This is a genomic window from Escherichia sp. WS1368, from assembly GCF_046487485.1.
Taxonomy (GTDB): domain Bacteria; phylum Pseudomonadota; class Gammaproteobacteria; order Enterobacterales; family Enterobacteriaceae; genus Escherichia; species Escherichia coli.
In genome coordinates this window covers 86,517-103,996 of sequence record NZ_JBJQJI010000003.1, presented here as the reverse complement: position 1 = coordinate 103,996, position 17,480 = coordinate 86,517, and the positions used below count along the sequence as shown (strand labels likewise).

Here is a 17,480-nt window from a genome sequence, read left to right as displayed (position 1 = left end):
GAATATTGAATGGAAGATTTGAATGTTGTCGATAGCATAAACGGCGCGGGAAGCTGGCTGGTGGCTAACCAGGCGCTGCTGCTAAGTTATGCAGTAAACATCGTGGCGGCACTCGCGATCATCATCGTTGGTTTGATTATCGCGCGGATGATTTCCAACGCGGTGAATCGCCTGATGATCTCCCGTAAAATCGATGCCACTGTTGCTGATTTTCTCTCTGCATTAGTCCGTTACGGTATTATCGCCTTTACGCTAATCGCTGCACTGGGGCGCGTGGGTGTACAAACCGCGTCCGTCATTGCTGTACTCGGTGCCGCAGGCTTAGCTGTTGGTCTGGCTTTGCAGGGGTCACTTTCTAACCTGGCCGCTGGCGTGTTACTTGTCATGTTCCGCCCGTTCCGTGCCGGAGAATATGTTGACCTCGGCGGCGTAGCCGGTACTGTGCTGAGTGTGCAGATTTTCTCCACCACCATGCGTACTGCAGACGGTAAAATTATCGTTATTCCGAACGGTAAAATTATTGCCGGAAATATTATTAACTTCTCTCGCGAGCCAGTTCGCCGTAACGAATTTATTATTGGCGTGGCGTATGATTCCGATATCGATCAGGTTAAGCAGATCCTGACCAATATTATCCAGTCTGAAGATCGCATTTTGAAAGATCGCGAAATGACTGTGCGCCTGAATGAACTTGGCGCATCGTCGATTAATTTCGTGGTCCGCGTCTGGAGCAACAGCGGCGATCTGCAAAACGTGTACTGGGATGTGCTGGAGCGTATTAAACGTGAATTTGATGCCGCCGGTATCAGCTTCCCGTACCCGCAAATGGATGTGAACTTTAAGCGGGTGAAAGAAGACAAAGCTGCGTAATCAACGCTGAGGCCAGATAATACTCTCTGGCCTCTCTCTTATTAGTTTTTCTGATTGCCAATTAATATTATCAATTTCCGCTAATAACAATCCCGCGATATAGTCTCTGCATCAGATACTTAATTCGGAATATCCAACGTGTTTTCTTATTACTTTCAAGGTCTTGCTCTTGGGGCAGCTATGATTCTGCCGCTCGGCCCACAAAATGCTTTTGTGATGAATCAGGGCATTCGTCGTCAGTACCACATTATGATTGCCTTACTTTGCGCTATCAGCGATTTGGTCCTGATTTGCGCGGGGATTTTTGGTGGCAGCGCGTTATTGATGCAGTCGCCGTGGTTGCTGGCGCTGGTCACCTGGGGCGGCGTAGCCTTCTTGCTGTGGTATGGTTTTGGCGCTTTTAAAACAGCGATGAGCAGTAATATTGAGTTAGCCAGTGCCGAAGTCCTGAAGCAAGGCAGATGGAAAATTATCGCCACCATGCTGGCAGTGACCTGGCTGAATCCGCATGTTTACCTGGATACTTTTGTTGTACTGGGCAGCCTTGGCGGGCAACTTGATGTGGAACCAAAACGTTGGTTTGCGCTCGGGACAATTAGCGCCTCTTTCCTGTGGTTCTTTGGTCTGGCTATTCTCGCAGCCTGGCTGGCACCGCGCCTGCGCACGGCAAAATCACAACGCATTATCAATCTGGTTGTGGGATGTGTTATGTGGTTTATTGCCTTGCAGCTGGCGAGAGACGGTATTGCTCATGCACAAGCCTTGTTCAGTTAGGCGCTATCTGATGGAAAAATAAAACAGAGGCGCTAAGCTTGCCTCCAGAGGTCCTGAATTTTAGGCAAGTCAATTAACACGGAGAGACTAACGTGAAGTTCAAAGTTATCGCCCTGGCGGCATTAATGGGTATTAGCGGGATGGCAGCGCAGGCTAACGAATTGCCGGATGGACCGCATATTGTCACCTCCGGTACGGCAAGCGTGGATGCGGTGCCAGACATTGCCACTCTTGCGATTGAAGTCAACGTGGCCGCGAAGGATGCCGCTACTGCCAAGAAACAGGCGGATGAGCGCGTCGCACAATACATTTCCTTCCTTGAACTCAATCAGATCGCGAAAAAAGATATCAGCTCAGCGAACTTACGCACCCAGCCAGATTATGATTATCAGGATGGTAAAAGTATCCTGAAAGGCTACCGTGCTGTGAGAACGGTGGAAGTCACGCTCCGTCAGTTAGACAAACTGAATTCCTTGCTGGATGGCGCGCTGAAGGCGGGTCTTAACGAAATTCGTTCTGTGTCGCTGGGCGTGGCGCAGCCGGATGCCTATAAAGACAAAGCGCGTAAGGCAGCGATTGATAACGCGATTCATCAGGCGCAGGAACTGGCGAACGGCTTTCATCGTAAACTGGGGCCGGTATATAGCGTGCGCTACCATGTTTCCAACTATCAGCCCAGCCCAATGGTGCGGATGATGAAAGCCGATGCCGCGCCGGTGTCCGCCCAGGAAACTTACGAGCAGGCCGCTATTCAGTTTGATGATCAGGTCGATGTGGTCTTCCAGTTAGAACCTGTGGATCAACAACCCGCTAAAACACCTGCAGCACAATAATATTTATAGCCCGACGTATTCGTCGGGCTAATGCCTTTACCCGATATTGCCTCCTTTTTCTGTAATTTTCTGTAAAACCATGACGTAATCACCTATCTTTGCTCGCGGTTTCATCAAGGATAGGCTGACTGAAACGGTTAAGCGGACAAGGATGCGGGGGAGCGGGGATGGACATTTTTATTTCGAAAAAGATGCGCAATTTCATTTTATTAGCGCAAACCAATAATATTGCCCGGGCGGCAGAAAAAATCCATATGACGGCTTCGCCATTTGGTAAAAGCATTGCCGCGCTGGAAGAACAAATTGGCTATACGCTATTTACCCGCAAAGATAATAATATCAGCCTCAATAAAGCCGGACAGGAACTGTATCAAAAACTGTTCCCGGTTTATCAACGGCTTTCTGCGATTGATAATGAAATCCATAACTCAGGGCGTCGTTCACGAGAAATTGTGATTGGCATAGATAATACTTATCCGACAATTATTTTCGATCAGTTGATTAGTCTCGGAGATAAGTATGAAGGCGTGACCGCCCAGCCAGTTGAGTTCAGCGAAAACGGCGTTATCGATAATCTTTTTGACCGTCAGTTAGATTTTATTATCTCCCCACAGCATGTATCTGCACGAGTTCAGGAACTGGAAAACCTGACTATCAGTGAACTACCACCGCTGCGATTGGGCTTTCTCGTTTCTCGCCGTTATGAAGAGCGACAAGAGCAAGAGCTGCTTCAGGAGCTACCCTGGCTGCAAATGCGCTTTCAGAACCGGGCCAACTTCGAAGCAATGATTGATGCGAATATGCGACCTTGTGGGATCAATCCAACCATTATTTATCGTCCCTACAGTTTTATGGCCAAAATCAGCGCCGTGGAGCGCGGACATTTTCTGACGGTGATCCCGCATTTTGCCTGGCGACTGGTGAATCCGGCAACGCTGAAATATTTTGATGCGCCGCACAGGCCGATGTATATGCAGGAATATCTTTATTCAATCAGAAATCATCGTTATACCGCCACGATGCTTCAGCATATTGCTGAAGATCGTGACGGGACGAGTCATTAACCCAGCATCGAGCCGGTTGCAATTAAATTACGGTGTAAATCGAAGACGTGGCTAAGATCGTGGTGAATATGTCCGCCGGGCGCATTTTCCAGATAGCGATGCAGATAATCCCGATACATAGGATGTGCACAATTATCAATGATGGTGCGGGCGCGTTGAAGCGGGGAAAGACCACGCAGATCGGCGATCCCTTGTTCGGTGATGATCACTTTGACGCTGTGTTCGCTGTGATCAACATGGCTGCACATTGGCACGACGGTTGAGATCTTGCCTTCTTTAGCAATCGACGGGGCCATAAAGATCGACAGATACGCGTTGCGTTCAAAATCACCGCTGCCACCGATGCCGTTCATCAGATCGACCCCGGCTACGTGCGTTGAGTTGGCATGCCCGTAAATATCAAACTCCAGGCCGACGTTCAGAGCGATGACGCCCAGACGACGGATGATTTCCGGGTTATTGGAAATCTCCTGCGGACGCAACACAATGCGGCTGGCAAAGTAATCCATATTGTCGTAAATCTTGCGCAGGGAATCGGCCGAGATAGTCAGGCTGGAGGCGCTGGCCCCGCTGATTTTGCCCGTTTCCAGTAAATGCACCACCGATTCCTGTAGCACTTCCGAATACATCATGAACGGAGGAATTTCCGGGTTTTCCCCTAGTCGCGCCATGACTGCATTATTGATATTGCCCACGCCACTTTGCAGCGGCAGAAATTCCGGCGGAATACGCCCATGCGCCATTTCCTGCAACAAGAACGTGACCACGTTATCGGCAATCTGCTGGCACATGGGATTTTGCTTATCCAGCATATTACCGGCGTCAGGCAAGTTGGTTTCTACGACGGCGACAATCTTTTTCGGATCGATTTGCACATAGCGGGTACCGACGCGATCCATTGCATGGAAGATCGACACGCTATTGCGCCGCGGTGGCGCGCCAGGAATCACAATATCTGCCAGTTCTGCAACGCGCGGATCGTGATAGTGATTAAGTTCAATGATTACTTTCTTCGCTCGCAGCAGCCAGGTCGGCGCATTACCGATCCCGCTGGTTAACCAGACTCGACCATCCGGTGCCAGTGCCGATGCTTCAATGACGGCAACATCAATTTCGCCGAAGAAACCGTAATTGACCATTTGCGCCACTTCGCTCAAATGCAGGTCAACGAAACTCACAGCGCCCTGATTGATCTTTTTACGTAAACCAGACGATGTTTGATATGGCGCACGCCAGGAAACAGCATCGGCGTCAGAAAGTACATCGTCAGCGGCGGCGCTGATTGACGCCCCCGTTAGCAGGCGGATTTGATACGGCTTTTTGGCCTCATGCTGTTCGTTAGCTCTGCGGGCAATCGCGGTGGGAAGGGCTTTCGGCGAACCCGCCGGGGTAAAGCCGCTAAATGCCACCATGTCGTTATGCTGGATAATTTCTGCCGCTTCATCGGCGGTCATCCTTGTCCACTGAGTTTCCATTTTTACTCCTTCGTTCGTAGGGATTAATGACCAACGAAATTAGGTTTACGTTTTTCGAGGAAAGCGTTCATCCCTTCCTGGTAATCTTCGCTGTCATAAACCGCGCGGCGCATCCCCTGAATACGTTCAAATTCATCGGAGTTCATGGTGTGTGCTTCGCCCAGTACACGCAGCTCTTCTTTGATAACGGCAATGGCTAACGGCGCTTTCTCAGAGATGTGGTGCGCCATTTGTAAGGTGAAATCTTCCAGTTCTTCCACTTCCACAACATGGTTGAGGATGCCGACAGCCAGCGCGCGCTGGGCGGTGATTGGCGAAGCGGTAAAAATCAGCTCTTTGACAATGTGGAAGCCCGCGTCGCGGGTCAGGTTGTGAATGCCGACCAGGTTATACGGGACACCGAGGTTTACAGGTGTCATTGAGAAGGTTGAGGTACTGGCGGCGATAATCAGATCGGAACTCATGATCATTTCAAATGCGCCACCCCAAACACTACCTTCCACCATCGAAATGATCGGTTTCGGGAATTTTTGGATCATGCGGGTGATTTGACGCAACGGATCATCATAGGAGAGCGGATCGCGACCGCCAGACGGCAGTTCGTGAATATCGTGACCTGCGGAGAAGACTTTGGATCCACTCGGCGCGCGCAAAATGATACAGCGAATTTCCGGCCGGTTGAGATCGCTTAACGCCTGCATAAGATCATCAATAAAGACTTTACTTAAGGCATTAAGTTTTCGGCCATAGTTAAACTCAATGACCGCCACTTTGTTGATAGTGACAACGTTCACATACTGATAAGACATAAAAATTCCTTTAATCAAAATATTGCGTCTGGATAAATTCACTGAGCTGCCGCAGGCCGGTGCGCGGTGAGAGCGTATTGTTTTTGACCGCTAAAAGCGTCTGGCGGTAATAGCGATCGAAATCTTCATTCGCGAACAGGTGATTCAGTACTTCTTCTTCGGTTTGTTTACGCAGCCATTCCACCGATTGTTGTTGCCGCACTTGTTGCAAACGACCACTGGCAGTTAGCGCGGTTTTGAAGTCGATGATGGCGTGCCAGATCTCATTGATTCCACGTTTTTCCAGTGCGCTACAAGTCAGAACCCGTGGCTGCCATTCGTCGTATTTACGTCGCAGAATATGCAGGGCACTCTCGTACATATGCCGGGCAATGGCGACATTGGTATGGTTATCGCCATCGTCTTTGTTGATAACGATCAGATCTGCCACTTCCATCAGCCCCTTTTTAATGCCCTGCAGATCATCGCCACCACCGGCAATTTGCAACGAGATAAAACAGTCCACCATGCGGGCGACTTCCGTTTCTGACTGCCCGACGCCAACCGTTTCGACAATCACTACGTCATAACCCGCCGCTTCGCATAAAAGCATTAATTCCCGCGCTCGCTGACTGGCACCGCCCAGATGACCGGAGGAGGGTACCGGGCGAATAAACGCCGCCTCGGCACGCGCAAGGTCATTCATGCGGGTTTTATCCCCGAGAATGCTACCGCCAGTGACCGGGCTGCTGGGATCGACCGCAATAACCGCAACCTTTAATCCCTCACGAATCAACAACATGCCAAAGGCTTCAAGAAAGGTACTTTTCCCCGCGCCGGGTGTGCCGGTAACGCCCAGTCGCAGGGCGTTACCACAGAACGGCATAATGGCGTCAAGCAGCTGAGTACTTAGCGCCTGATGACGCGGGTGACGGCTTTCCACCAACGTCATGGCCTGGGCGAGCGTGGCACGCTCACCCTGACGTAAGCGGCGAATACTTTCTGCCAGCGTGGCTTCATTAATCATGATGCTGGCTTATCAGATTCAGTACGTCGCGCACGCTGTCGAGCATAGGTGTACCTGGACCATAAATCGCCGCCACGCCGCGCTCTTGCAGGAAGGCGTAATCCTGCGGCGGAATGACGCCACCCGCGACCACGCAGATATCTTTGCGTCCCCATTTTTTCAGCGCTTCGACCAGTTCCGGGATCAGCGTTTTATGACCGGCAGCCAGTGAGGATGCGCCCACTACGTGAACGTCATTTTCTACTGCCAGGCGGGCGATCTCTTCAGGTGTAGAGAACATCGGGCTTAAATCTACGTCGAAACCGAGGTCGGAATAGGCGCTGGCGATCACTTTTGCGCCGCGATCGTGCCCATCCTGACCCATTTTAGCGATCAGAATGCGCGGGCGACGACCATTGTCGGCAAGGAACAGCTCCGTTTGCGCAACAATGGCATCGAACTCGGAGGCCGATTTCTCAGACTGATGATAGCTTTGCGCAATCACGCCGGTAACACACTGGCTTGGCACCAGATAACGGTCGAAAGCGGCTTCCAGCGCATCGGAAATTTCACCCAGGGTGGCGCGAACGCGAGCGGCATTAACAGCGGCAGCCAGCAGGTTTTCGTTATGCTGTGCGGCGTGAGTCAGGGCGTTCAACGCGGCGGTTACGGCGGCATCATCACGGGTGGCGCGAATGCGTTCCAGCGAAGCAATTTGCTCGTTACGCACCATCACGTTGTCGATCTCAAGGACGTCGGTTTCGTCTTCGTGATCCAGTTTGTACTTGTTGACACCAACGATGACACGCTTGCCCTGGTCGATCAACGACTGTTCGCGCGCGGAAGCCTCTTCGATCATTCGTTTTGGCAGACCTGCTTCGATCGCTTTCGCCATGCCGCCGGCTTCGTCGATCTGTTGGATAATGGCTCTGGCTTGTTTGACGATTTGATCGGTCAGCGATTCAACGTAATAGGATCCGGCCAGTGGATCGACGGTGCGGCAGAGTTCTGATTCTTCCTGAATGATGATCTGGGTGTTGCGGGCAATGCGTGCTGAGAAATCGGTAGGCAAACCAAGCGCTTCGTCAAAGGCGTTGGTATGCAGTGACTGAGTGCCGCCCAGCGTTGCAGCCAGTGCTTCAATGGTGGTGCGGATAACGTTGTTATACGGATCCTGTTCAGTCAGGCTCCAGCCTGAGGTCTGGCAGTGGGTACGCAGCGCCAGTGATTTCGGATCCTGTGCGCCAAATCCACTGACCGCTTCGCTCCATAAATAACGTGCCGCACGCAACATGGCGACGTTCATAAACAGATCCATGCCAATGCCGAAGAAGAACGACAGGCGAGGAGCGAAGTCATCAATTTTCAGCCCGGCGGAGATTGCTGCTTTGATGTACTCAATCCCATCAGCGAGCGTAAATGCTACCTGCTGCACGCAGTTGGCACCCGCTTCACCCATATGGTAACCGCTGATACTGATGGTATTAAATCGCGGCATGTTGCCGGAACACCAGGCGATGATGTCTGCGATAATACGCATTGACGGTTTTGGCGGGTAAATATAGGTGTTGCGGCAAAGATACTCTTTGAGGATATCGTTCTGAATGGTGCCGGTCAGTTTATCGGGTGTAACACCTTGCTCTTCTGCGGCGACGATATAAAACGCCAGTACTGGTAGTACTGCGCCATTCATGGTCATCGAAACCGACATTTTATCCAGCGGGATCTGGTCGAACAGGACTTTCATATCTTCCACGGTGTCGATAGCAACGCCCGCTTTGCCGACGTCGCCCGCCACGCGCGGGTTATCGGAGTCGTAGCCTCGGTGGGTGGCAAGGTCAAACGCAACGGAAAGACCTTTTTGCCCGGCGGCCAGGTTACGGCGATAAAAAGCGTTGGACTCTTTTGCTGTTGAAAAACCAGCATACTGACGGATGGTCCACGGTTGGGCGGTATACATAGTGGCACGCGGGCCACGAACGTAGGGGGGCAAACCAGGAAGGGTACCTGTCACCTCCAGATTATCGAGATCGGCTTCGGTATACAGCGGCTTGATGGCGATCCCTTCCGCGGTTTGCTGAACCAGCGAGTCGACAGTTTTCTCCCGACGGCTCAATTCCTTGTTGGCAAGCTGTTGCCACTCCTGCACGTTAGACATTATTTGCTCCGTAAAACGCAATCAAAATGAGGGTATTTGCGCCTACGGTGAGCTTTTTACGTGGGTTTGTCGCCAGCAAAAAAAATGCATTCAGACGTCGTTTTTTGCCGCCTGAGATTTGTCTATTTTGTGATGTGATTCAAGGAATGCAAAAAGACGTGCGGATAACGCCTGATATGTGCTACCAGGCATTATTTGATGGATTAATCCTGACGAAGGACTTTGTGACCATAATCGAGTAACGCATCAGTGACTTTACGCATCATGCGGCTTTCAGGAGCAAAGCGGTGCCAGTAGAGCATCCGTCGTTGAAATAGCCCAGGCGTTAAGTCAATCAGTTCACCGCTGGCCAGCTCTTTCTCGATTTGCAGGTGCGGGATCATACAGCAGGTGGTGCCCTGGCGAGCAAGTTGCACGAACGCTTCTGAAGAATTAACGATATGGCAGGGTACGCTGCCTGGGGGCAGATCGAAGTTTTGCTGCAAAAAGGCCTGGTGCATATCGTCAAGATGGTCAAAGGCGACCACAGGTGCTTTCAATAATGCCGAACGCGTTACGCCGTTAGGGAAATATTTTTCGGCAAACGGTTTTGAGCTGACGAACAGATAGTCAAGCGCACCGAGCTTATCGACAAGACAACTCGGCAGCGCCTGATGTTGAATACTCACCGCGCCGACCACTTCGCCGCGGCGCAGACGTTCCTGAGTGCGGGTTTCATCTTCTACCTGCAAGTTGAGGCGGATAGGCGAATCAGCCAACACAGGAGCCAGCGCCGGAAGCAACCACGTCGCCAGACTGTCGGCGTTGACCGCCAGTGAAAGCAGCAGCGGAGTCGAACCGGTTTGTTCATCGCCCAGCCACTCTTCTTCCAGCAACTCCACCTGGCGTAGCAGTGCCAGCAGTTTTTGCCCTTGTTCTGTCGGGCGCGGCGGTACGGTACGCACCAACAGCGGCTGCCCGAACATATTTTCCAGTTGCTTAATGCGCTGTGAGACGGCTGATTGTGTAATGCACAGCTTTTGTGCCGCGCGCTCAAATCCTCGTTCACGTATCACCGCATCCAGTGCCTGTAATGTTCTGTAGTCCGGGCGTTTCATTGCTGTTGTCTGCTCCTGGTAAATGCTTTTTCCTGCACTATGACACAATTTTGTGTCAGGTTGCATATACCGAAGCCGTCGGCGGGTAACATTTGTATTCGTGGTTAAACGCGCAGCTTAAAAGATCAGGGATTTGCGCTAATGCATTTCGCTCAGCGAGTTCGCGCCCTGGTTGTGTTGAATGGCGTGGCGTTATTGCCCCAATTTGCCTGTAAACAGGGGCTTGCGAACGGTGAACTGGTGCGCCTGTTTGCACCGTGGAGCGGCATACCCAGATTGTTGTATGCCTTATTTGCGGGGCGAAAGGGGATGCCTGCCATTGCGCGATATTTTATGGATGAGTTAACCACGCGGCTTGCCAACGGGGTCTGAATCGCTTTTTTTGTATATAATGCGTGTGAAATTTCATACCACAGGCGAAACGATCATGACGCAGGATGAATTGAAAAAAGCAGTAGGATGGGCGGCACTTCAGTATGTTCAGCCCGGCACCATTGTTGGTGTAGGTACAGGTTCCACCGCCGCACACTTTATTGACGCGCTCGGTACAATGAAAGGCCAGATTGAAGGGGCCGTTTCCAGTTCAGATGCTTCCACTGAAAAACTGAAAAGCCTCGGCATTCACGTTTTTGATCTCAACGAAGTCGACAGCCTTGGCATCTACGTTGATGGCGCAGATGAAATCAACGGCCACATGCAAATGATCAAAGGCGGCGGCGCGGCGCTGACCCGTGAAAAAATCATTGCTTCGGTTGCGGAAAAATTTATTTGTATTGCCGACGCCTCCAAGCAGGTTGATATTCTGGGCAAATTCCCGCTGCCAGTAGAAGTTATCCCGATGGCACGTAGTGCAGTGGCGCGCCAGCTGGTGAAACTGGGCGGTCGTCCGGAATACCGTCAGGGCGTGGTGACCGATAATGGCAACGTGATCCTCGACGTCCACGGCATGGAAATCCTTGACCCGATAGCGATGGAAAACGCCATAAATGCGATTCCTGGCGTGGTGACTGTTGGCTTGTTTGCTAACCGTGGCGCGGACGTTGCGCTGATTGGTACACCTGACGGTGTCAAAACCATTGTGAAATGATCTGACGGGGGAACCTCCCCCGTTAAAAAAATTCTCTTCATTAAATTTGGTGACATGTGTCACGTTTTTACCTGGATATTGTCGATTGCTCTAAATAAACCCTCTAAACCAGCATATTCATCCAAGAAATACCTTTGCGTGATATTTCCTCAACATCGCGACGCAAACGTTCATATTGCCGCAATATTATTTTTTGATATGTTGAAAGGCGGATGCAAATCCGCACACAACATTTCAAAAGACAGGATTGGGTAAATGGCAAAGGTATCGCTGGAGAAAGACAAGATTAAGTTTCTGCTGGTAGAAGGCGTGCACCAAAAGGCGCTGGAAAGCCTTCGTGCAGCGGGTTACACCAACATCGAATTTCACAAAGGCGCGCTGGATGATGAACAATTAAAAGAATCCATCCGCGATGCCCACTTCATCGGCCTGCGATCCCGTACCCATCTGACTGAAGACGTGATCAACGCCGCAGAAAAACTGGTCGCTATTGGCTGTTTCTGTATCGGAACAAACCAGGTTGATCTGGATGCGGCGGCAAAACGCGGTATCCCGGTATTTAACGCACCGTTCTCAAATACGCGCTCTGTTGCGGAGCTGGTGATTGGCGAACTGCTGCTGCTATTGCGCGGCGTGCCGGAAGCCAATGCTAAAGCGCACCGTGGCGTGTGGAACAAACTGGCGGCGGGTTCTTTTGAAGCGCGCGGCAAAAAGCTGGGTATCATCGGCTACGGTCATATTGGTACGCAATTGGGCATTCTGGCTGAATCGCTGGGAATGTATGTTTACTTTTATGATATTGAAAACAAACTGCCGCTGGGCAACGCCACTCAGGTACAGCATCTTTCTGACCTGCTGAATATGAGCGATGTGGTGAGTCTACATGTGCCAGAGAATCCGTCCACCAAAAATATGATGGGTGCGAAAGAGATTTCACTAATGAAGCCCGGCTCGCTGCTGATTAATGCTTCGCGCGGTACTGTGGTGGATATTCCGGCGCTGTGTGACGCGCTGGCGAGCAAACATCTGGCGGGGGCGGCAATCGACGTATTCCCGACGGAACCGGCGACCAACAGCGATCCATTTACCTCTCCGCTGTGTGAATTTGACAATGTCCTTCTGACGCCACACATTGGCGGTTCGACTCAGGAAGCGCAGGAGAATATCGGCCTGGAAGTTGCGGGTAAATTGATCAAGTATTCTGACAATGGCTCAACGCTCTCTGCGGTGAACTTCCCGGAAGTCTCGCTGCCACTGCACGGTGGGCGTCGTCTGATGCACATCCACGAAAACCGTCCGGGCGTGCTAACTGCGCTGAACAAAATCTTCGCCGAGCAGGGCGTCAACATCGCCGCGCAATATCTGCAAACTTCCGCCCAGATGGGTTATGTAGTTATTGATATTGAAGCCGACGAAGACGTTGCCGAAAAAGCGCTGCAGGCAATGAAAGCTATTCCGGGTACCATTCGCGCCCGCCTGCTGTACTAATTCCCCTTCTCTGAAAATCAACGGGCAGGTCACTGACTTGCCCGTTTTTTTTATCCCTTCTCCACACCGTTGCCGCGTTGCGCATTCTACTTTGCGAGTCTGCTCCAGAAAATAAATCAAAGTCAGATCAATGCGTTGTGTTTATTTAATGGGGATTTACGATGGCAGGACAGCATGGGGCTGTAACGGTAAAGCCCTCACCGAAGCGAGGGCTTAAAGGAGAAGGGTTATGATGCGACTTGTCATCATACTGATTGTACTGTTACTCATAAGTTTGCCAGCTTATTAACAGTCAGTCACAGGGGAGGAGTAATCCTCCCTTACCCTTACTCACTAAATTAGGTTAAAGAATCAACGATGTCAATCAGGGCGATGCAGGTGTGTCGCCCTCACCACTCCCAGACTTTCGACGGTGTAACCACCGCAGGAAGAGGGATATCCCACTCTTCAACGGGGAGTTTTTCCACCAACTGACAATCATGCGCATAACCCACCGGTTGCATTTTATAGTGCTGCCAGTTTTGTAAGGTCCGATCATAAAAACCACCGCCCATTCCCAGGCGCTGGCCGTACTCATCAAAGGCGACCAGCGGTGTGATCAACACGTCTAATCGGGAAAGGGGGAGCACGTCACGCACATCCAGTTTTGGCTCATGGATCTTCAACCTGTTCATCACCAGTTCGCTTTGCGGATGGTAATTCAGGAACAGCAAATTACCGGCACTAAAGGGATGCAAAACTGGAAGATATACGCGCTTACCGGCGCGCCAGAGTTGTTCTATAAGTGGCTGGGTGTCGAGTTCGCCATCAAAAGAGAGGAATACAGCGACCGTATGCGCCATCACCACTGGGGGATAAGTCATCATCCGGGTAGCAGCTTGTTGACCCATTTCCTGCTGTTGTTCCGGCGTTAACGCACGACGACGTTGCCGAATCATTTTGCGGATTTCTTGTCGGGATAATGTCAGTGGGAGTTCTGGTAGTTGCGTCATGGCTGGTGCCAGATAAGAAGGGAATCTCCGAGATGCCGCCGCAGGCTGTAACCCTTGAACCCTTGGTTCAAGGTGAATGTGTCGTCGCAGTTTTAAGGCTTCTCGGACGGACCGAGCATGCTCACCAACCGCGGAGCGCCACATTCTTGTGGTATGAAATATCGGCTCAGGGGACTGGCCCGCTTGCGAACATCTCAGAGAAATTTTGTCTTCACGGTTACTCTACCACAGTAAACCGAAAAGTGTCATTCAAAGTTTTGGTTAGTTTTTTCGGTGATGCGACCTTGTTCAAGTAACGCTTGTTCTATGGTCTGCTGCAGCATCCGAATACGCTGTTCCATACTTGCCGCGTAGTCACGAGTCTTCGCTTTTTCTTGCGCTAACTCATAGCTGATATTCAATGCGGCAATGAAGACCAACTGTTCAGTATTTGTGACTCTAGTGCGTTCTTTCAGATCTTGCAACCGTTGGTTCAGATCGTCCGCTGCCTGATTCAACGCATCCCTTTGGTCAGGCGGGCAGTTCACACGCAGTGAACGGCCAAAAATTTGGATATCGACGGGTTGTGCAGACATGCCACCTTCCTGCTGATTGACTGCGCTGCCTTCGTCTTTAGACCCATGGTCTGCGAAGGGGCGACACTATAGCTACCCTGATGAGAAGAGACAAGCCCTTTTCTGGTCCACCAGGGCCCAAAGTGGTAGCATATCATGAATATTCCTCCCTTTGACGACGAATGCTTATGTCTATACAGAACGAAATGCCTGGTTACAACGAAATGAACCAGTATCTGAACCAACAAGGGACGGGTCTGACCCCTGCTGAGATGCATGGTTTAATCAGCGGGATGATATGTGGCGGTAACGATGACAGCTCATGGCTGCCGCTACTTCACGACCTGACGAACGAAGGCATGGCTTTCGGTCATGAGCTGGCACAGGCACTGCGTAAAATGCACTCTGCCACCAGCGATGCCCTGCAGGATGACGGCTTCCTTTTTCAGCTTTATCTGCCTGATGGCGATGATGTCAGCGTTTTTGATCGGGCTGATGCACTGGCAGGTTGGGTCAATCACTTCCTGCTTGGTCTTGGCGTTACGCAACCGAAGCTGGACAAAGTGACCGGAGAAACCGGTGAAGCCATCGACGATCTGCGTAACATCGCGCAGCTGGGCTACGACGAAGACGAAGATCAGGAAGAGCTTGAAATGTCGCTTGAAGAGATCATCGAATACGTTCGTGTTGCCGCGCTGTTATGCCACGACACCTTTACTCATCCGCAACCGACCGCGCCAGAAGTACAAAAACCGACTCTACACTAAAAACAAAAAACGTAAGGAGAGTGTTATGAGTGAGATATCCCGGCAAGAGTTTCAGCGTCGCCGTCAGGCCCTGGTGGAGCAAATGCAACCCGGCAGCGCCGCGCTGATTTTTGCTGCACCAGAAGTAACACGTAGCGCCGACAGCGAATACCCCTATCGTCAGAACAGTGACTTCTGGTACTTCACCGGCTTTAACGAACCGGAAGCGGTGCTGGTGCTGATTAAAAGCGATGACACTCATAACCACAGCGTTTTGTTTAACCGCGTTCGCGACCTGACGGCAGAGATCTGGTTTGGTCGTCGCTTAGGCCAGGATGCCGCGCCAGAGAAACTGGGCGTTGACCGCGCACTGGCATTCAGCGAAATCAATCAGCAACTTTATCAACTGCTTAATGGTCTGGATGTGGTTTATCACGCTCAGGGCGAATATACCTATGCTGATGAAATCGTGAACAGCGCGCTGGAAAAGCTGCGTAAAGGCTCGCGACAGAATCTCACCGCCCCGGCAACGATGATCGACTGGCGTCCCATGGTACATGAAATGCGCCTGTTCAAATCACCAGAAGAGATTGCCGTACTTCGCCGCGCGGGGGAAATCACCGCTCTGGCGCATACCCGGGCGATGGAAAAATGCCGTCCGGGAATGTTCGAGTACCATCTGGAAGGCGAAATTCACCACGAATTTAACCGCCACGGTGCGCGCTATCCTTCCTACAACACCATTGTCGGCAGCGGTGAAAACGGCTGTATTCTGCACTACACCGAAAACGAGTGTGAACTGCGTGACGGTGACCTGGTGTTGATTGACGCGGGCTGTGAATACAAAGGTTATGCGGGCGATATTACCCGTACCTTCCCGGTCAACGGCAAATTCACCCAGGCCCAGCGTGAAATCTACGACATTGTGCTGGAGTCTCTTGAAACCAGCCTGCGCCTGTATCGTCCGGGAACCTCCATTCTGGAAGTCACCAGTGAAGTGGTGCGTATCATGGTTAGCGGCCTGGTAAAACTCGGCATCCTGAAAGGTGATGTTGATGAACTGATCGCTCAGAACGCCCATCGTCCTTTCTTTATGCATGGCCTTAGCCACTGGTTAGGACTGGATGTCCATGACGTTGGCGTTTATGGTCAGGATCGCTCGCGCATTCTGGAACCGGGGATGGTACTGACCGTAGAGCCTGGTCTGTATATCGCGCCGGATGCGGATGTGCCAGAACAATATCGCGGTATCGGCATTCGTATTGAAGACGACATTGTGATTACCGAAACCGGCAACGAAAACCTCACCGCCAGCGTGGTGAAAAAGCCGGAAGAAATCGAAGCGTTGATGGCTGCTGCGAGAAAGCAATGAGCGTAATCATCGTCGGTGGCGGCATGGCGGGCGCGACGCTGGCGCTGGCTATTTCCCGGTTAAGTCACGGGGCGCTGCCGGTACATTTGATTGAAGCGACTGCGCCAGAGTCACATGCTCATCCGGGCTTTGATGGACGAGCGATAGCGCTGGCGGCGGGTACCTGTCAGCAACTGGCGCGCATCGGCGTCTGGCAATCTCTGGCTGATTGCGCAACCGCCATCACCAGCGTGCATGTCAGCGATCGTGGTCATGCCGGATTCGTCACCCTCGCCGCAGAAGATTACCAACTGGCGGCGCTGGGGCAGGTTGTCGAATTGCATAATGTCGGGCAACGGCTGTTTGCATTGCTGCGCAAAGCACCTGGCGTAACGCTGCATTGCCCTGATCGCGTGGCTAACGTTGCCCGTGCTCAGAGTCACGTTGAAGTGACGCTGGAGAGCGGCGAGATGCTGACGGGCCGCGTGCTGGTAGCCGCTGATGGCACCCATTCAGCGTTAGCGACTACCTGTGGTGTTGACTGGCAGCAGGAGCCTTACGAACAACTGGCTGTGATTGCTAACGTTGCGACTTCCGTTGCGCACGAAGGGCGCGCTTTTGAACGCTTTACGCAACATGGCCCGCTGGCGATGTTGCCGATGTCTGACGGACGCTGTTCGCTGGTCTGGTGTCATCCACTGGAACGGCGCGAAGAGGTGCTGTCGTGGAGCGACGAGACGTTTTGCCGTGAACTCCAGTCTGCCTTTGGCTGGCGACTGGGGCAAATTACCCACGCCGGTAAACGCAGTGCTTATCCGCTGGTATTAACCCGCGCCGCCAGACCGATTACCCATCGTACCGTGCTGGTGGGCAATGCGGCGCAAACTCTGCACCCGATTGCCGGGCAAGGGTTCAACCTCGGTATGCGAGATGTCATGAGCCTTGCGGAAACTCTGACTCAGGCGCAGGAGCGCGGAGAAGACATGGGTGATTACGGCGTATTGTGCCGTTATCAGCAGCGTCGACAGCGCGATCGCGAAGCAACCATCGGCGTCACGGACAGCCTTGTACATCTTTTTGCCAACCGTTGGACCCCGCTGGTTGTCGGGCGCAACATCGGGCTGATGACGATGGAATTATTTACCCCGGCACGCGATGTGCTGGCGCAGCGCACCCTCGGTTGGGTGGCGCGTTGAA

18 protein-coding genes and 1 other RNA gene are annotated in these 17,480 nt (G+C 52.0%); 11 read left to right on the top strand and 8 right to left on the bottom strand.

All coding sequences use genetic code 11. The annotated features are described in order from the left end of the window. The first annotated feature begins 9 nt into the window (after positions 1-9). The 4 genes from mscS (at position 10) to srsR (ending at position 3,541) form a co-directional block, all read left to right on the top strand. Positions 10-870 (top strand): small-conductance mechanosensitive channel MscS, encoded by an 861-nt coding sequence (gene mscS / locus ACJHYD_RS09240; protein WP_000389818.1) that lies wholly within the window; start codon positions 10-12, stop codon positions 868-870. Positions 871-1,008: 138 nt separating this feature from the next. Continuing rightward, positions 1,009-1,644, top strand: coding sequence for an arginine exporter ArgO (gene argO / locus ACJHYD_RS09235; protein ID WP_000493346.1), 636 nt, complete (start codon positions 1,009-1,011; stop codon positions 1,642-1,644). 92 nt (positions 1,645-1,736) lie between these two features. Then, positions 1,737-2,477: an oxidative stress defense protein gene (locus ACJHYD_RS09230; protein WP_000669834.1), complete on the top strand. Its 741-nt coding sequence runs from the start codon at positions 1,737-1,739 to the stop codon at positions 2,475-2,477. Between the two features lie 167 nt (positions 2,478-2,644). Then, positions 2,645-3,541 carry a LysR family transcriptional regulator SrsR gene (gene srsR, locus ACJHYD_RS09225; RefSeq protein WP_000350807.1) on the top strand — a complete coding sequence of 299 codons (897 nt, stop codon included), beginning with the start codon at positions 2,645-2,647 and terminating at the stop codon, positions 3,539-3,541. Here the strand turns inward: srsR and scpC are convergent. The 5 genes from scpC to argP all read right to left on the bottom strand — a co-directional run bounded on the left by scpC (position 3,538) and on the right by argP (position 10,065). Continuing rightward, a complete protein-coding gene (gene scpC, locus ACJHYD_RS09220; RefSeq protein WP_000449950.1) occupies positions 3,538-5,016 on the bottom strand; it encodes a propionyl-CoA:succinate CoA transferase in 1,479 nt (492 codons plus the stop codon). The two genes, srsR and scpC, sit on opposite strands and share 4 nt — an antisense overlap. Before the next feature lie 23 nt (positions 5,017-5,039). Beyond that, a complete protein-coding gene (scpB, locus tag ACJHYD_RS09215; protein WP_000122080.1) occupies positions 5,040-5,825 on the bottom strand; it encodes a methylmalonyl-CoA decarboxylase in 786 nt (261 codons plus the stop codon). 10 nt (positions 5,826-5,835) lie between these two features. Next, the gene (gene meaB, locus ACJHYD_RS09210; protein WP_001598603.1) at positions 5,836-6,831 is read right to left on the bottom strand and encodes a methylmalonyl Co-A mutase-associated GTPase MeaB; all 996 of its coding nucleotides are present in this window, start codon (positions 6,829-6,831) and stop codon (positions 5,836-5,838) included. Beyond that, positions 6,824-8,968: a methylmalonyl-CoA mutase gene (gene scpA / locus ACJHYD_RS09205; RefSeq protein ID WP_001598602.1), complete on the bottom strand. Its 2,145-nt coding sequence runs from the start codon at positions 8,966-8,968 to the stop codon at positions 6,824-6,826. Before scpA ends, meaB begins: the two co-directional genes overlap by 8 nt. A 203-nt stretch (positions 8,969-9,171) precedes the next feature. Further along, complete coding sequence (gene argP / locus ACJHYD_RS09200) at positions 9,172-10,065, bottom strand: DNA-binding transcriptional regulator ArgP (RefSeq protein WP_000828351.1); 894 nt, start codon at positions 10,063-10,065, stop codon at positions 9,172-9,174. Positions 10,066-10,206: 141 nt separating this feature from the next. Between argP and ACJHYD_RS09195 the strand changes: the two genes are divergently transcribed. The 4 genes from ACJHYD_RS09195 to ACJHYD_RS09180 all read left to right on the top strand — a co-directional run bounded on the left by ACJHYD_RS09195 (position 10,207) and on the right by ACJHYD_RS09180 (position 12,929). Beyond that, positions 10,207-10,437 carry a hypothetical protein gene (locus ACJHYD_RS09195; RefSeq protein WP_001328908.1) on the top strand — a complete coding sequence of 77 codons (231 nt, stop codon included), beginning with the start codon at positions 10,207-10,209 and terminating at the stop codon, positions 10,435-10,437. A gap of 55 nt (positions 10,438-10,492) precedes the next feature. Further along, positions 10,493-11,152, top strand: coding sequence for a ribose-5-phosphate isomerase RpiA (gene rpiA / locus ACJHYD_RS09190; protein WP_000189743.1), 660 nt, complete (start codon positions 10,493-10,495; stop codon positions 11,150-11,152). A gap of 255 nt (positions 11,153-11,407) precedes the next feature. Next, on the top strand, positions 11,408-12,640 hold the full coding sequence (gene serA / locus ACJHYD_RS09185) for a phosphoglycerate dehydrogenase (protein WP_001151604.1): 1,233 nt from the start codon (positions 11,408-11,410) through the stop codon (positions 12,638-12,640). Positions 12,641-12,869: 229 nt separating this feature from the next. Next, the gene (locus ACJHYD_RS09180) at positions 12,870-12,929 is read left to right on the top strand and encodes a type I toxin-antitoxin system Ibs family toxin (RefSeq protein WP_100635201.1); all 60 of its coding nucleotides are present in this window, start codon (positions 12,870-12,872) and stop codon (positions 12,927-12,929) included. A 100-nt stretch (positions 12,930-13,029) separates the two neighbouring features. Here the strand turns inward: ACJHYD_RS09180 and ACJHYD_RS09175 are convergent, their stop codons facing one another. The 3 genes from ACJHYD_RS09175 to zapA all read right to left on the bottom strand — a co-directional run bounded on the left by ACJHYD_RS09175 (position 13,030) and on the right by zapA (position 14,207). Next, complete coding sequence (locus ACJHYD_RS09175) at positions 13,030-13,632, bottom strand: 5-formyltetrahydrofolate cyclo-ligase (protein ID WP_001298273.1); 603 nt, start codon at positions 13,630-13,632, stop codon at positions 13,030-13,032. A 20-nt stretch (positions 13,633-13,652) separates the two neighbouring features. Beyond that, positions 13,653-13,836: non-coding RNA, 6S RNA (gene ssrS / locus ACJHYD_RS09170), on the bottom strand. 41 nt (positions 13,837-13,877) lie between these two features. Beyond that, entirely contained in the window at positions 13,878-14,207 is a 330-nt protein-coding gene (gene zapA, locus ACJHYD_RS09165) for a cell division protein ZapA (RefSeq protein ID WP_001276008.1), read from the bottom strand. Between the two features lie 167 nt (positions 14,208-14,374). Between zapA and ygfB the strand changes: the two genes are divergently transcribed. From ygfB to ubiH, 3 genes are read left to right on the top strand one after another with little or no spacing between them, the layout of a single operon-like run. Then, positions 14,375-14,953, top strand: coding sequence for a UPF0149 family protein YgfB (gene ygfB, locus ACJHYD_RS09160; RefSeq protein WP_001295378.1), 579 nt, complete (start codon positions 14,375-14,377; stop codon positions 14,951-14,953). 25 nt (positions 14,954-14,978) lie between these two features. Continuing rightward, positions 14,979-16,304, top strand: a complete 1,326-nt coding sequence (gene pepP / locus ACJHYD_RS09155) for a Xaa-Pro aminopeptidase (RefSeq protein ID WP_001290143.1) — start codon at positions 14,979-14,981, stop codon at positions 16,302-16,304. Further along, positions 16,301-17,479 (top strand): 2-octaprenyl-6-methoxyphenyl hydroxylase, encoded by a 1,179-nt coding sequence (gene ubiH / locus ACJHYD_RS09150; protein ID WP_021561365.1) that lies wholly within the window; start codon positions 16,301-16,303, stop codon positions 17,477-17,479. Before pepP ends, ubiH begins: the two co-directional genes overlap by 4 nt. Position 17,480 lies beyond the last annotated feature (1 nt).